The sequence below is a fragment of the Paraliomyxa miuraensis genome (assembly GCF_026337845.1).
GTDB lineage: Bacteria > Myxococcota_A > Polyangia > Nannocystales > Nannocystaceae > Paraliomyxa > Paraliomyxa miuraensis.
Window position 1 is genome coordinate 272,501 of record NZ_JAOVZF010000161.1, and the last position, 14,990, is coordinate 287,490.

12 protein-coding genes (1 of these 12 cut by a window edge) are annotated in these 14,990 nt (G+C 71.2%); 9 read left to right on the forward strand and 3 right to left on the reverse strand.

The features are described 5' to 3' along the window. Window positions 1-1,796, reverse strand: the 5' portion of a protein-coding gene (locus OEB96_RS36565; protein ID WP_266221512.1) for a chloride channel protein. It extends 451 nt beyond the left edge of the window; the window shows 1,796 of its 2,247 coding nt (coding positions 1-1,796); the start codon lies at window positions 1,794-1,796; its stop codon lies beyond the left edge, outside the window. A gap of 259 nt (window positions 1,797-2,055) precedes the next feature. Here OEB96_RS36565 and OEB96_RS36570 point away from each other — a divergent pair, with 259 nt between their 5' ends. After that, the gene (locus OEB96_RS36570) at window positions 2,056-2,748 is read left to right on the forward strand and encodes a hypothetical protein (RefSeq protein WP_266221513.1); all 693 of its coding nucleotides are present in this window, start codon (window positions 2,056-2,058) and stop codon (window positions 2,746-2,748) included. Next, window positions 2,745-4,445, forward strand: a complete 1,701-nt coding sequence (locus OEB96_RS36575) for an MYXO-CTERM sorting domain-containing protein (protein WP_266221514.1) — start codon at window positions 2,745-2,747, stop codon at window positions 4,443-4,445. The genes OEB96_RS36570 and OEB96_RS36575 overlap by 4 nt, the downstream gene beginning before the upstream one ends. A gap of 85 nt (window positions 4,446-4,530) precedes the next feature. On the opposite strand, the gene OEB96_RS36580 is transcribed toward OEB96_RS36575, so the two are convergent. Next, window positions 4,531-5,511, reverse strand: coding sequence for a hypothetical protein (locus tag OEB96_RS36580; RefSeq protein WP_266221515.1), 981 nt, complete (start codon window positions 5,509-5,511; stop codon window positions 4,531-4,533). 214 nt (window positions 5,512-5,725) lie between these two features. Between OEB96_RS36580 and OEB96_RS36585 the strand changes: the two genes are divergently transcribed. The 5 genes from OEB96_RS36585 to OEB96_RS36605 are packed head-to-tail and all read left to right on the forward strand — an operon-like array spanning window position 5,726 to window position 11,995. Next, window positions 5,726-6,076 (forward strand): Asp-tRNA(Asn)/Glu-tRNA(Gln) amidotransferase subunit GatC, encoded by a 351-nt coding sequence (locus OEB96_RS36585; protein ID WP_266221516.1) that lies wholly within the window; start codon window positions 5,726-5,728, stop codon window positions 6,074-6,076. A 4-nt stretch (window positions 6,077-6,080) separates the two neighbouring features. Continuing rightward, window positions 6,081-7,619 carry an Asp-tRNA(Asn)/Glu-tRNA(Gln) amidotransferase subunit GatA gene (gene gatA, locus OEB96_RS36590; protein ID WP_266221517.1) on the forward strand — a complete coding sequence of 513 codons (1,539 nt, stop codon included), beginning with the start codon at window positions 6,081-6,083 and terminating at the stop codon, window positions 7,617-7,619. Beyond that, entirely contained in the window at window positions 7,616-9,097 is a 1,482-nt protein-coding gene (gene gatB, locus OEB96_RS36595) for an Asp-tRNA(Asn)/Glu-tRNA(Gln) amidotransferase subunit GatB (protein WP_266221518.1), read from the forward strand. Before gatA ends, gatB begins: the two co-directional genes overlap by 4 nt. Before the next feature lie 57 nt (window positions 9,098-9,154). After that, window positions 9,155-10,726 carry a hypothetical protein gene (locus tag OEB96_RS36600; protein WP_266221519.1) on the forward strand — a complete coding sequence of 524 codons (1,572 nt, stop codon included), beginning with the start codon at window positions 9,155-9,157 and terminating at the stop codon, window positions 10,724-10,726. Window positions 10,727-10,780: 54 nt separating this feature from the next. After that, on the forward strand, window positions 10,781-11,995 hold the full coding sequence (locus OEB96_RS36605; RefSeq protein ID WP_266221520.1) for a metallophosphoesterase: 1,215 nt from the start codon (window positions 10,781-10,783) through the stop codon (window positions 11,993-11,995). Window positions 11,996-12,248: 253 nt separating this feature from the next. Here the strand turns inward: OEB96_RS36605 and OEB96_RS36610 are convergent, their stop codons facing one another. Next, window positions 12,249-13,211 (reverse strand): hypothetical protein, encoded by a 963-nt coding sequence (locus OEB96_RS36610; RefSeq protein ID WP_266221521.1) that lies wholly within the window; start codon window positions 13,209-13,211, stop codon window positions 12,249-12,251. Between the two features lie 61 nt (window positions 13,212-13,272). Here OEB96_RS36610 and OEB96_RS36615 point away from each other — a divergent pair, with 61 nt between their 5' ends. Both OEB96_RS36615 and queG read left to right on the forward strand, forming a co-directional pair. Continuing rightward, window positions 13,273-13,881 (forward strand): NUDIX hydrolase, encoded by a 609-nt coding sequence (locus tag OEB96_RS36615; protein ID WP_266221522.1) that lies wholly within the window; start codon window positions 13,273-13,275, stop codon window positions 13,879-13,881. After that, entirely contained in the window at window positions 13,878-14,954 is a 1,077-nt protein-coding gene (queG, locus tag OEB96_RS36620) for a tRNA epoxyqueuosine(34) reductase QueG (RefSeq protein ID WP_266221523.1), read from the forward strand. The genes OEB96_RS36615 and queG overlap by 4 nt, the downstream gene beginning before the upstream one ends. Window positions 14,955-14,990 lie beyond the last annotated feature (36 nt).

The following is a 14,990-nucleotide window of genomic DNA, read 5'->3' on the forward strand; positions in this document are numbered from 1 at the left end:
CCCATCAGGTCGCGAGCCACCGAGCCGGCCTGGATCTCTCCGTGCAGCATGCGACGCGCGAGCTGGTTGCCGTCGATGTAGCCGACCACGGCGCCCTCCCCGTCGATGACGAACGTGGCTCCGAGCCCGGCCTCCACGCAGACGCGGCGGATCTCGTCGAGCTCGGCGGACTCGGTGAGGACCTCGCTGGGGGTGAGCATCAGCTCGCGCACGAGCCCGCGCTTCATGACCTCGCCCTCGGCCTCGTGCTCGAGCACGATGCCGCGCGAGTGCAGCTGCATGCGGTAGAGACCATTGGCGTTGATGCGGCGCGAGACCAGCAGGGCGAGGATGCAGCCGAGCATCAGCGGCAGGATCACGGCGTAGTCCTGGGTGAGCTCGAACAGCATCACGATGGGAGTGAGCGGGGCCTGCATGAGGCCGGCAAAGGTGGCGCCCATGCCCACCAGGGCGTAGGCGCCTGCGCCCTGGGCCGCGTCACCGAGCACGAGGTGGGCGAGCGCGGCGATGATGGAGCCCAGGCACGCGCCCACGTAGAGCACGGGCATGAAGGGACCACCGAAGCCTCCGCTGCCCACGGTGAGCGCAGTGACGACGATCTTGAGCCCGAGCAGCATCGCGGCGAGCTGCCAGCCGAGCTGACCTTGCAGGGCGGTGGAGACGGTGGCTCGACCGGGGCCGAGCAGCTCGCTGGAGATGGCCGCGGCCATCAGGCCCACGCCCAGGGCACCGAGAGCGGGCTTGAGCCAGCCGGGCATGCGAAGCACGACGAAGCGACCCTCGGCATAGATGATGGCGCGCGCCATGCCGGCTCCGATGACGCCCGCCGCGATCGCGAGCAGGAGATAGAAGCCGAAGTCGGCGAGCGAGGCGGAGCCGTGCACCGGCAGCTCGAACTCGGTGCGAGGACCGAAGATGGCGTGCGAGGTGACGGTGCCGGCGACCGCGGCAACGATGAGCGGAATGAACACCGACATCGTGCCGACGTTGCCGCCGATCGACCCGCCGAATACGAGCTCGACGGTGAAGATGACGCCCGCGAGCGGAGCGTTGAAGGCGGCGGCGAGGCCACCGGCACAGCCGGCTCCCACCATGGCCACGTGTCGACGCAGGCGCAGGCCCAGGAAGCGCGAGAGCACGGCCCCCACCGCGGCTCCGATGGCGACCGAGGGACCCTCGTGACCGCAGGAGCCGCCGCTGCCGATGCTGACCCCGGTGCCCACGCCGTTGATGACGGCCCCCATGCCGTCGAGCCGACCGCCGTGCTTGGCGACGGCTTCGATGACGCCCATGGGGCCCACGACCAGGCGGGTTCGAAGCAGGCGGACGGCCAACAGGCGCAGACCTCCGGCAGCCAGGCCTCCGAGCACGGGGAAGGCGATGATGATCGTCCAGCGCAGCACGCCGCCGAAGCGTCCGATGAACAGGTCGTTGGCGCTCTCGATCCACAGCAGCAAGAGGCCCGAGGCACCGCCCGCGGTCACGCCCACGACGGCGGCCATGAGGATCAGATAGACGTGGTCGTCGCGGATGACGGTGGCCAGGCGACGACCGAGCAGCAGGCCCAGCATCTGCCAGATGCGGTAGAGGCGTCCGGCGGGGGGCAGCGGCTTGTGGAATCCGGTGGCCTGCAGATCGGAGACGCGCGGCGCGACCATGGAGTGGCTGGCCGCGAGCAGCGAGTCGGTGGGCGAAGGCTCGCGCTCGGGGGTTGGCCCCGCGGAGGTGGACGATGGCTCGCGCCCCGAGGACGGCGGCTCCGGGGCGTCCCCGGGGGGCGGGGACCGGTCGGGCATCGGGCAAAGCTACCGCCGCCGGTGCAGCGCCACCAGGGCGTGCCTTCTATTCGTGTGGTCGTGGTGGTGGGGCCGACCCGCATTGCGCCCGGCTTCGCCGGCCCGGGTGGGCGTGCGCGGGTGACGTGGGCAAGGGAACCGTTTCAACGCAGAGGATGCGGATGAAACGACCCGAGCGGCGTCGATGTGGTTGTGTCCGGGGTTCGCGGTGCGGATACTGCATCGAGGGTCAATGCGGACGATGATGAAGAGGATGTCGATGAGCGAGCCGAGGCGAGCGCTACCGGTCGTGTCGGTAGTCGTGCTGGCGATCGCCTCGGGAGGGCTGGCGTGCGGCACGACGCCGCCCGATCCGTCGGGCCAGCCGCGCTCGGCGAGCGATCCCCTGGACGACGCGGCCGGCGATCTGGTCGCGCGGCCGCCCAGCCGCGGCAAGGTCCGCGGTGGCGAGCGGATGCGTCGCACGGTGACGTGGCCCGAGGCCGACACGCGGAGCGTCGAGGCCTACGAGTCCCTCGATGCGCGCTCGCGAGAGGCGGTGGACCTGGCCCCGGTGCCGGTGCTGGTACCCGCGCTCGCGGAGGCGCTCGACGAGCGCAAGGTGATGCAGGGGCCGGAGTGGGCGGCGTTCTGGGGGCGACGCGAGACCGCCGAGTCGACGGTGACGATCACCGTGAACGCGAGCCGCATGGCACGGGTGTACCCGGGGGTGACGCCCAAGCCGGGCCCACACACGCTGCGGGGGAAGGAAGCGTTCGTGTCGCGCAACGAGGGGATCTGGAGCGCGACCTGGATCGAGCACGGGGTGGCCTACGATCTGGGCCTGGAGTGCGCACCGGTCGATGCCCCACCGTGCGACGACCAGGCAGGCGTGGAGGCGCTAGCCGAGGGTCTGGTGTACGTGGGCGGACGCGGACCCGAGCCCAAGCAGGAGCAGGAGGTGGAGCGATGAGCCGCACGAGCACGTGGGCATGGGCGGCCGTGGCCGCGACCGTGATGGGCATGGGCGCGGGGCTGGGACTGGCCCCGACCACGGGCTGGGCGGGCGAGCCCGAGCCGTTCGAGTACATGCCGCCCGGCACGCTGGTGGCGGGCTCGGGCCAGGGGCGCGTGGACGACACCGTGTATGCGCCCGGCATGCGCTTCCCCACGGAGGAGGGACCGGCGTTCGCGAACTCGCAGGTGTGGGGCAACGGCGGCGGCCAGGGTCCCGGCGGCGGCCAGTGCGATGCGGTCAACTACGACTATCCGTGGTGGGACAACTACTGCGAGACGCGCTCGTGGGACATGCCGATGTGCCCGGCGGGGATCGGCCACCAGGGGCAGGACATCCGCCCGGCGACCTGTCAGAACGCGGTGCACTGGACGGTGGCCGCGGACGCGGGCACGGTGACCAACATCGGCAGCTACTCGGTCTACGTGACCGCGGCCGACGGCACGCGCTACGACTACCTGCACGGTGCCAACCAGATCGTGGGGGTTGGGCAGGCGCTGGACCGCGCAGAGCGGATCAACCGGGTCTCCAACGCATTCGGCGGTACGCCCACGACCTATCACCTGCACTTCAACATCCGCAAGGACGTGGCGGGCTTCGGCAACGTGTATGCGCCGACCTATATGTCGCTGGTGACCTCGTACCAGGAGCTGTTCGGCCTGGTGGGCAACGGTCAGGGTGCGGTGGAGCTCGACAGCAGCAGCTGCGAGGCGATGATCGGCTGGGCGCAGAGCGGGGACGATCCCGAGGGAGCGGCGACGGTGCTCATCGCGTTCGACGGCGAGCAGGACGATCCGAACGCGACCGTGATCGAGATCTTGGCCGACCGGCCGCGGCCCGACCTGTGCGACGTGCTGGGGTCGTGCGATCACGGGTTCGAGGCGGAGATTCCCCTGCGTCTGCGGGACACCGCGCTGCACGAGGCACGCTTCTACGTGGTCGGGCAGAACGGTACGCCCGTGGAGCTCGACGACAGCCCGTTCTCGTTCATGTGCGAGCCGCCGCCGGTACCGGCGGGGGTGCGGCGCGAGCTCGAGAGCCCGGAGGTGATGGTGGCGTGGGCGTTCTCGCCGCTCTATCAGGTCGCGTGGGCACCGGCGGACGTGCTGGCGGGGCTGCCCCAGGGCAACGTGTTTCCCGAGTATCCGGTGCTGGTGGTGAGCGATGGGGATCCCGCGCCCGCCGAGACCAAGACGCGCTGGCTGATGGATCCCGGCTACAAGCGCGCGGTGGCCAGCGAGGAGATCGCGACGGCCTGGGGGCTGCCGTGGAGCGAGCCCGAGACGTGGCCGGCCGAGGTGCTCGACGGGGTACCCTCGGGCACGCCCTTGCGACCCGAGCCGTTCCTGGTGACCGGGGACGAGGGGGTCGTGTATGCGATCGACGACGAGCAGTGTCCGCTCGTCGACGGGCAGCTCGACCCGAGCTGCGAGCCCGAGGGCGAGGACGACACGGCGGGTGAGGACACGGCAGGGGATGATCTGCCGGGAGGCACGGCGGGCGACGGCGACGGCACGGGAGGCGTGCCAGCGCCCGGGGCCACGGACGACGACGAGGGCTGCGCGTGCCGCAGCGACGGCTCGCGGCCTGGCGGTGGCGTGGGGTGGTGGCTGCTGGCGCTGGTGGCCGCGGGGCTACGTCGACGTCGCGCCTGAAGACCGCGCCCGAGCAACGAGGGCACGCTCCCGCGCTCGTCGTCGACACCGTCGATCGAGCCGGGAGCGGCGTGCACTCGATCCGCTAGCGCAGCGGCAGCACGACCTTCTCGCGACGCTCGACCAGCATCTCGTTGCCGATGAAGTCACCCGCGTCGAACGAGGCCACGCCCATGCGGCTGTAGGTGATGCGCAGGGCCTGGGCATCGAGCGCGAGCCCGAACGTACGCAGGGTGTCGAGCGACAGTCGCACCTGGCCCTGGTCGTGCAGCACGCACGTGAGCTCCGAACCCACGGGCAGGCCCCCCTGGAGACCGGTGAGGCGCACGGTCACGATGCCATCGTCGGTCTCGGTCTCGTTCCTGCCCTGCCAGCGCAGCACGAGCGCGTCGTCGGCGAGCGCCTGCAGATCGTCCTCGGTGACGTAGGGAACGAGCGCCCGCGGGACCACGCCTTCGGCCCGAAACTCGGGAAGCTCCTCGGAGAGCGAGGCCCGGGATTCCACCACGACCATCGCGCTGCGACCGTCGTCGGGGAGCTCGGGCAGATCCTCGCCGTAGAAGGTATAGAAGTAGCCGCTGGTCATGTACGGCAGCAGATCGGGCACGTGCGACAGCTCCATGGGAGCCTCGAACACGGTGCCGCCCTCGCCATCGATCCGAATCCGAAGATCGCCGGCGTCGACGAGCGACAGCTCGCTCGACGGGGGCACGTCGTGGACCTCGGAGCCGGAGATCGTGAGCGAGTCGGAGGGGACGCACTCGCCCGGGGTCACCACGTCGGCCGGCAGCACGGGCATGCCGATGCGAGCGCGGACGAAGTCCTCCTCGAGGCTGCGGACGAACGCGAACCGGGCGGTCACCTCGAACACCTCGTAGGGCTCGTCGGCGGAGTCGGCCTCGGGCTCGAGCACCACGTGCACGCGACCGAGACGGAACGCGTCTCCGTTGGGAGTCGACCAGGCGCTGCTCTCGGTGGCCCCGGGATCGTCGTCCGCACAACCAGCAACGCCGGTCGCCACGAAGGCGAGCGCGAGCGCGGCCAAGCGGTGTTCGGGCGACCTCACGTCTCAAACCCTACCGCGGCCCGGACACGCTGTCACGGAAGCGGAGTGAGGCGCAGCGACCGGCTCCATGCCGCTGGGCGAGGCCGGCCGGATGGGCGGGCATCCTCGGCCTGCGGAGATCTCGCATGCGCGACACCCGCTCGCACCACCTCGACCGGCTCGCCCTGCAAGCGGGGACGATCGGCGGCGTCCGGGCCTATGCTCCGCCGCGGTCATGAGCACCATCTCTCGGCAGGAGTGTCACGAGCTGGCCAGCCTCGCTCGGCTGTCGCTGAACGAAGAGGAGGCGGAGCGCTTTGCGGCGGAGCTGTCGCCGATCCTCGCCTACCTCGAGCAGCTCCAGGCGGTCGATACCATGGGCGTCGAGGAGCACCTGCCTCCGTCGCGCCCCCCCTTGGGCCCCTCGGGTCCCGTGGGCTCCACGGGCGCCGTGGGCCCCGCGGGATCGAGCAGCGGGCTGCGCGACGACGTGACCGCCCCGCCCCTCCCTCGCGAGCGAGCGCTGGCGGGCGTGCCGGAGGTGCTCGACGGCCACGTGAAGGTCCCGAAGTTCAAGAAGGATTGATGCCGTGACTCCGAACCGGATCATCGAGCTGTCGGCCCGAGCGATCGCAAGGCACGTGCGCGAGGGGTCGCTGCGCGCGACCGAGGTGCTCGAGGCGTTCGAAGCACGGGCCGATGCCACCGAGCCCGTGCTGCATGCGTACCTCCTGCGCGCGCGCGACGAGGCGAGGACCGCGGCCGAGGCGATCGACGGCGCGCGCGCAGCCGGCCACCCGCTCGGGGCGCTGGCTGGGGTGCCGATCGGACTCAAGGATCTGTTCGTCATCGAGGGGATGCACACGCGCGCCGGTTCGCGGATCCTCGAGGGCTGGATACCGCCCTACCAGGGCACCCACGCGGCGCGCCTGCTCGGGGCGGGCGCCGTGATCACGGGCAAGCTCGCGATGGACGAATTCGCGATGGGCTCGTCGAACGAGAACACGCCGTACGAGCCCGTGCGCAACCCCTGGGACCCCCGCTACGTGCCCGGGGGCTCCTCGGGGGGCTCGGCCGCCGCCGTGGCCGCGGGCAGCTGCGCGGCGGCGCTGGGCTCGGACACGGGCGGATCGATCCGGCAGCCGGCGAGTCTGTGCGGGGTGGTGGGGCTCAAGCCGAGCTACGGCCGAGTGAGTCGTCACGGGATGATCGCGTTCGCCTCGAGCCTCGATCAGGCCGGGCCGATCGCCCGTGACGTTCGCGATGCGGCGGCGCTCTTGCAAGTGCTGGCCGGGCCCGATCCGCTGGATGCGACGTGCGTGGACGCGCCGGTACCGGACTATCTCGCGTCATGCGATCGCGGAGCGGCGGGGCTGCGGGTGGGGGTGCACCGCGAAGCGCTGGCGAGCGAGGGGCTCGACCCCGAGGTGGCCAAGGCCTTCGAGCACGCGCTGGCGGTGCTGCAGGACGCAGGCGCGACGCTGGTGGACGTGGAGCTGCCACATGCCGAGCACGCGATCGCGACCTACTACGTGCTGTGCACGGCCGAGGCGGCCAGCAACCTCGCGCGCTACGACGGCCTGCGCTACGGAGCCCGGATTGCTCGCGCATCGCTACGGGAGACCTACGAGGCCACCCGCGAGGCGGGGTTCTCGGCCGAGGTCAAGCGCCGCATCCTGCTGGGCACGTTCGTGCTGCGCAAGGACAGCTACGCGGCCTACTACGGGCAAGCGCAGAAGGTCCGCCGGTTGATCGCACGGGACTACGCGCGGGCGTTCGAGGGCTGCGATCTGATCGCATCGCCCGTCTCGCCCGTGCCGGGCTTCGCGGTGGGCGAGCGGAGCCACGACCCGCTGACCATGTACCTCTCGGACGTGTTCACGATCGGGGCGAACCTGGCGGGGCTTGCCGCGATCTCGATTCCGGCGGGGCTGTCGGCCGCGACGTCGGGTCGTCCGGCGCTGCCGATCGGGGTGCAGCTGATGGCACCGGCGCTGCAGGAGCCCACCCTGCTCGCAGCGGCAGCCGCCCACGAGGACGCCACGGACCACCATCGCCTGCGCCCGCCCGATCCCCCGAGGTCGGCCACGGCGTCCGAGCCCGACCCCGGCGCAGGAGGTGCCTCGTGAGCGTCGCCGACTACGAGCCCGTCATCGGCCTCGAGGTGCACTGCCAGCTCGAGACCGCGAGCAAGATGTTCTCGGCGTGCCCGGTGGGGCTGCTCGCGCCGCCCAACACCCTGGTCGACGCCTACACCCTGGGGCTGCCGGGCACGCTGCCCGTGCCCAACGCCAGAGCCGTTCACCACGGGATCGCGCTGGCGCTCGCCTGCGGCTGCCAGCTGCACGAGCGCAGCCGTTTCGCCCGCAAGCACTACTTCTACCCGGATCTGCCCAAGGGCTATCAGATCACGCAGGCGCACGAGCCCTACGCGACCGGCGGCAGCCTCGAGGTCCCGGGCTTTCGCGACGCCGAGGGCAGGCCCAAGCGGGTGCCGTTGGTGCGGATCCACTTCGAGGAGGACGCGGGCAAGAACGTGCACGTGCCCGGGGAGGACCACAGCCTGATCGACTACGGCCGCGCGGGCGCGCCGCTGCTCGAGATCGTGTCGGAGCCCACGATCGGCTCGCCCGAGGAGGCGGCCGCGTATCTCCGCGAGCTGCGGACGCTGGTGCGCACGCTGGGGATCTCCCAGGCCAACATGGAGGAAGGCACGCTGCGCTGTGATGCCAACGTGTCGGTACGACGGCGGGGGAGCACCGCGCTGGGGGTGCGCTGCGAGATCAAGAACCTCAATTCGTTTCGCTTCCTGGCGCAGGCGATCGCGGCGGAGATTCGACGGCAGATCGATCTGCTCGAGCAGGGCCAGGTGATCGAGTCGGTCACGCTGAGCTACGACGTCGAGCGCGATCGCACCCGGGTGATGCGCAGCAAGGAGGATGCGGCCGACTACCGCTACCTGCCCGAGCCCGATCTGCCGCCGCTCTGGATCTCGTCGGAGTGGATCGACCGGGTGCGCAGCGAGCTGCCCCCGCTGCCGGCCGCACGACGAGCCGGCTACCTCGCGCAGGGGATCTCGGAGGACGATGCGGTGCTGCTGGCGAGCGAGCCCGCGCTGGGGGACTACCTCGATCGCACGCTCGCCGCGGGCGCGCCCGCCAAGAAGGCGAGCAACTGGCTCACGGTGGAGCTGCTGGGCAAGCTCAACGCGGACGGGATCGGCATCGAGCGCAGCCCCGTGACCCCCGAGGCGCTGGCGGAGCTGATTGCGATGGTCGAGGCCGACGAGGTCTCGGGGCGTGCGGCCAAGGCGATCTTCGCGAGCCTCTATGGCGAGCTCCGCGAGTCCGAGGGCTCCACCCCACCGCTCACGCCGCGCACCATCGCCGAGCGCGATGGCCACCGCCAAGTGAGCGATGCCGGGGTGCTCGAGGCCGCAGTCCGCGAGGTCCTGGCGGGCCACCCCGAGCAAGTCCAGCAATTTCGCGCGGGCAAGACCAAGGTGCGTGGGTTCTTCGTGGGTCAGGTGATGAAGAAGACCCGGGGTCAGGCCAACCCACAGGTGCTGGGCGAGCTGCTCGACCGTCTGCTGGGCGAGGACGACTGAGCGTACGGGACGCATGAGCCGTTGCCCGTGGACCCCCGCATCCCCTACGCTCGGACCATGACCATGCGATGGGTTGGGCGACGGCTTGGGCGACGGCTTGGGCGGCGGGGCTTGCTGGCGACCGCACTCGCGCTGGGTTGCGGGGGAGGAGGCGGCGGCTCGGGCGACGGCACCGAGGGCACCGCGGACGGCACGGCCGAGGGCACCGCGGACGGCACGGCCGACGAGACGGGTGAGCCGTTGCCGGTTCCGGTGGGAACGATCGCCGAGCTGCTGGTGCCGTTCGACACCAACGTGATGGACGTGGAGGGTCCCGCCTCGTGGGCGACCCAGTACGGCAAGTCACCCGAGATCGTGGCGGTGGCCCACGATCGCATCATCGACGTGCTGGTGCAGGACTACACCGCAGGACCCAGCGGCCGCGCCTACGTGCTGCGGCTCGAGCCGCTGCAGACCGACTATGTGATCACCGCGGTGCTCGAGCCCCCGATGCTCGATCGCATCATGGGCTTCGACCGCGACCCCGGCGACTTCCTCTACGTGGCCAGCGGGGTCGACGAGAGCGCCACCCTCACGCTCGAGGATCCCATGCCGGGGCAGTACCGCAGCGGGATCGTGCGGGTGGTCAAGCTCGCCTGGGATGGCACGGTGCAGTTCGACACCGACCTCGATCTGGCGCGTCAGGCCGCCGGTGACGATCCCGAGCTGGTGGTCAACCCGATGGTGGCGGCCACGTCGCGCCTTGCCTGGGGCGGGGGCTTCGTGGCGCTGCTGCACGGGATCAACACCGACGCCGACTGGGACATCATGGCGCGCCACCAAAAGGCGCTCACCACCCACCTGCACTCGGGTACGGGCGACGTCACGCGGACCTCGTCGGTGTGGGTGAGCCACTCGTTCGACCAGCGGCTGTTCCACGATGGCACCGGCTTCGTGGAGATGCACCTGGGCGACGCCTATCCGCGCGAGGTGGTGTTCGCCCGGGTCGAGCCGGACAGCGGCAGCTATCCGCTGCTCTACGTCAAGGGCGAGTCCGGCGCCAACAACACGTTCACGCGGCTGGGCAATGCGGCGATGATCGAGGGCGATCCCACCTACGGCTACCTGGCGCTGTTCGCCACCGAGGCCACCGCGGCCACCGACGCGCAGGTGGCCGGGTCGCGCGACCTGGGCCTCACGCGGGTGCGGCGGGACTTCGATGCGCAGAGCGCCGACGCAGGGGCGCACCTCGACCCGGGGCTGCCCGACGTGCTCGATGTGCAATCGGCGGGGCAGGCCCGCCAAAACCGGCTGCGCTGGCTGACTCACTATCAATCGGAGTCCAGCGGTCAGGACCACGCCGAGCGCCCCAAGCTGGTGGCCCTGGGCGGGGACGTGTTCGTGGTGCTGTGGGAGCACTGGACGGCGGGGGGCAGCACGTTCGAGGGCACCTGGGGGATGGTGGTCGACGGCACCGGGTCGACGGTGGTGGAGGGCAAGCGGGTGAGCGACTCGCACCTGCCGCGCGGGGACGATGCGTTCGCGGTCGACGGGGAGGCCGGGTGGATCACCGGTGATGCCGCGAACCGGCAGCTCCACCTGCACTTGGTGGATGCGACGCTGGCGTACCGGAAGATCATCGTGGACTAGGCGCGTAACCACCGCCTCGTTCGCAACGTCGAGCGGGGCAAGCCAACGGAGACGATGACCGCATACGCCCTATCGGTGTGGGGAGCCTACCTGGCCCTGGTGCTGGGGGCGTTCTGGCGCAGCCGCGTGTTCGGCGTGTTCGCGATCGTCATCCTGCTGTTCCCGGCGGGGGTGGGCATGGCGCTGCGCGAGCACCTGGGGCCGCTGGCGCCGCTGGTGCCCTACTTTCAGGGCGCGGCGGCGGTGCAGATCGCGATGCTCATGGGGCGCCCGCGAATGAAGCCCCTACCGGTCCGGCTGCTGGTGACCTGGCCTGCGCAATGGTTCATCGCGGCCACGTTCTTGGCGTTTCCGTGGGGGATTGCAGCGGCGCTGGGGCTGACGCCGCACGGCGCGTGGATCCCGTTCGCGCTGACGCTGGGTGGCCTCTTGCAGTCGCTGTGGACGCGCGAGGAGACGGTGGACCTGCGGCTGCTGCCCACGCGTGATGCGGGCGAGCTGCGGCGGTTCTCCGAGGGGCTGGGCGCGCCGGCCGATGCCGACGCCGAGTCCAAGGCGGGTCGGCCGCTGACGATCGTGCAGATCACCGATCCCCATCTCGGCCCGTTCATGTCGGTGAAGCGGCTTGCGCGGATCTGCCAGCGGGCGGTGGAGCGCAAGCCCGACCTCATCCTGCTGACCGGCGACCTGATGACGATGGAGTCGCACGACCTCGAGACGGTCTCGCGGGCGCTCGAGCCGCTGCGAGCCTACGAGGGGCGGGTGTTCGCCTGCCACGGCAACCACGACCACGAGGCTCGCGAGGTGGTGCGCCGCGCGTTCGCACGCAACGGGGTGCGGCTGCTGGTCGACGAGGCGGAGGTGGTGGAGACCGAGGCGGGCCCGGTGCAGATCGTGGGCCTCGACTTCGTGTGGCGCCACCGCGACACACACGTGCGGATGGTGTGCGAGGACCACCCGCGCAAGCCCGGCGCGCTGCGAGTGCTGCTGCTGCACGATCCCGGCGCGTTCCGTCACATCCCCGATGGCGAGGGCGACCTGGTGCTGTCCGGACACACGCACGGCGGGCAGCTCGGTCTGCTCTCGCTGGGGATGAAGCACACGTTCGTGTCGCTGTTCACCAAGATCCCCGATCACGGGCCCTGGGCCCGGGGACGCAACCGGCTCTACGTGCACCGGGCCCAGGGGCACTACGGGTTTCCGCTGCGACTGGGCGTGCCGGCCGAGCAGAGCCTGATGCGGGTGTGGCGGGAGGCGAGCCTGGGGTAGGCCGCGTTCCTGGCCAAGCACCTGCGGGGGTGAGCGCTCGGCGGCCCTCCGGCTCAGCGGTCATACGAAGCTCCAGTCTTGGTGCGCGTGACGGCGTGGGACACCAACTGCCGGCAGCACATCCGCAGCTCTTCGAAGCCAAGCAGGTCGAGGCCGCGCTCGCGGCAAAGGACGAGGAGCTCGCGGCGCTGCGCGCCGAGGTCGTGCGACTGCAAGCTCGAGTTCGAGCGCATTCGCGGCCATAGCGAGTACCCTACAGCGAGTCGATGCACGCCACCGCCGTCTGGGGTACCGCCAGCGTTCGACAACCCCCTTGCAGCCCCAGCGGCCCGATCGCAGTCAGCCCTCCGGTCCCCGCGTCGAGACTGTACAGCGTGTCCCCATCGCACAAGTAGAGCGCCCCGTCGTTGGGATGCACCGCCAGCCCGGGATCGACGATGTCCGCTGCGATCGGCACCAGCGGCGTGGCCGCTCCGGTCGCCACGTCGATGCTGTAGAGGTAGTCGTTGGAGGCCTCCACCGCGTACGGCTGCACGGCGTCGTCCGACCACGCAATCGCCGAGGCCTCGAACAGGTAGCCGAGCGGTCCGACCACGGTGCCGAGCCCGGTCTCCACGTCGACGTGCACGAGCGCATCGAGGTCGGGGTAGAGCCCGAGCAGGCCCTCCTCGGTCACGCCCCCGGGCGACAGCGAGATCGGCCCGAGCGAGGTGGGCCCCACGAGCTGGAAGCTGCAGTTGCAGGGGTTGATCACGTCGATGCGGTTCTGCAGCGCGTTCAGCCCGTAGAGGGTGCCGTCGCGGGCGAACGCGATCGTGGTGTAGTCCACCGAGCCCGCGAGCGAGCACACCTGCGCGGTCCCACCCGTCAGCCCGGCCTTGATCAAGCGCGGCGGGCTGCTGCCGCGATCGACGGTGAGCAACCAGTCGCCCGGCTCGCCGCCGGCCGAGGTGTCGCTGCTGGTGGGATCGTCGTCGCCGCTGGTGCTGCTGCCATCGGCCGAGGTGGGCTGGGTGGTGGTGGTGGTAGGCCCGGGACCGGTGGTGTCGTCCGGCGGTTCGTCGGTGGTGCCAGCGGTGGTGCTCCCCGTGGCGACGTCGGTCCCCGTGGTCCCCGACGGCATGGTGGTGGTGCCATCGTCGTCTTCGGATCCTCCGCCGGGGCAGGCAAGGCACAGCAGCAAGGACATGCTCGAGAGGTAGGCCAAGGGACGCATCGGCGGGGAATTGTCGAAGAGGAAGCGACGAGCCGCAAGCGTGGTGCTATGCAAGGCCACGGTGAGCCGCCCGGTCGCCCTGCCCGACGATCTCGCCCGCCGCCTCGACGACCCGGCGGGCGCCGTGCCCAAGCCCGTGGGTCTGCGCTGGGCGGCGGTCATCGGGCTGTTGCTGCGCGACGCCGAGGACGACCCCGACCCGCGGCTGCTGTTCATCGAGCGCAGCCGCGCGCTACGAGCCCACGGGGGACAGGTGGCGTTCCCGGGGGGCAAGCCCGAGCCCCACGACGCAACCTTGCTCGACACGGCGCTGCGCGAGGCCGCCGAGGAGGTCGATCTGCCGCCGAGCGGAACCACCGTGCTCGGGCGCCTGCGCCCCGTGCCCACCCCCACCGGCTTCCTCATCATGCCGTTCGTGGCCTGGGCACCGCTGTCGTGGACCCCCCGTGCGGCGAGCCCCGAGGTGCATCGCCTGGTGATGCCGCGCCTGCGAGAGCTGGCCGATCCGAGCATCCACCGCGTGGCCGGCCAACGGATGTGGCGCGGCCATCCCTACGACCTGCACGAGTACGCGGTGCACGACCCTCCGGTGTGGGGCGCGACCGCGCACATGGTGCGCGACCTGCTGCTGCGGCTGGGCTTGGCCGAGGACGCTCGAGACTCGACATGACCTTGACCCCTGCACTGCTGCGCGCGCTGGCCGAGCGCGCGAGCGAGGTGGGCCTGCCCCGCTTGGGCGCGGTACGGCTCGATCACCCCGGCTTCGCGCCCGCTCGCACCGCCCTCGACCGCTACCTCGACGAGGGCTTCCACGGCGAGATGGAGTTCATGACCCGCACTCGGACGGTACGCAAGGATCCGTCGAGCATGCTGCCGGGAGCTCGCACCGCGATCGTGGTGGCGGTGCCCTACCGAGGAGAGCAGAGCCCCATCGCCCGCTACGCCCAGAGCGCCGACTATCACACGGTGATGCACGATCGCCTCGAGGAGCTCGAGACGTGGCTGCACGCGCGGCTGCCCGAGGCTCGCACCCTGATCTGCGTGGACACCAAGCCCCTGCTCGAGCGCACCGCGGCTGCGCTCTCCGGGCTGGGGTTCTTGGGCAAGCACGGCTGCCTCATCATGCCCGGGCTGGGCTCCTACGTGCTCTTGGGAGCGCTGCTGTGCACGGCTCCGCTCGAGGCCGAGGCTCCCGATGCGGTCGAGGCGAGCGAGCTGCACCGCGTGAGCTGGGACGCATGTGGACAGTGCACGCGGTGCCTCGATGCCTGCCCCACCCAGGCGTTCGTGGCTCCGGGGCGGCTCGATCCGCGACGCTGCATCTCGTACCTCACCATCGAGCACCGCGGCGAGATCGACCCCGCGCTGGCCGATGCGATGGGCGAGCGGATCGCCGGCTGCGACGTGTGCCAGGAGGTGTGCCCGTACAACGGTGGCCGCGAGCGCGATGCTCGGGTGCCCGAGGTCGCGTGGATCGGCCCTCCGCCGGGACGGCCGCGCACGCCGGATCTGGTCGAGCTGGCCAACTCCGGCAACGCCCGCCACCGCTCGTTCGTCAAGCACACCGCGCTGCGGCGGATCCCCCGGCGAGCGCTGCGGCGCAACGCGTTGCTCGCGCTGGGCAACCGTGCCGGGCCTGCGAGCAAGGCGGAGCGCGAGGCGATCGAGCAGGCGGCGAGCGACGAGGACCCGCTGGTGCGGAAGGCCGCGAAGCGAGCGCGACGACGGCGTACCGAAGGATAGGGCGGGTACGACCCCGTGGCGCTTGCAACCCAGCAA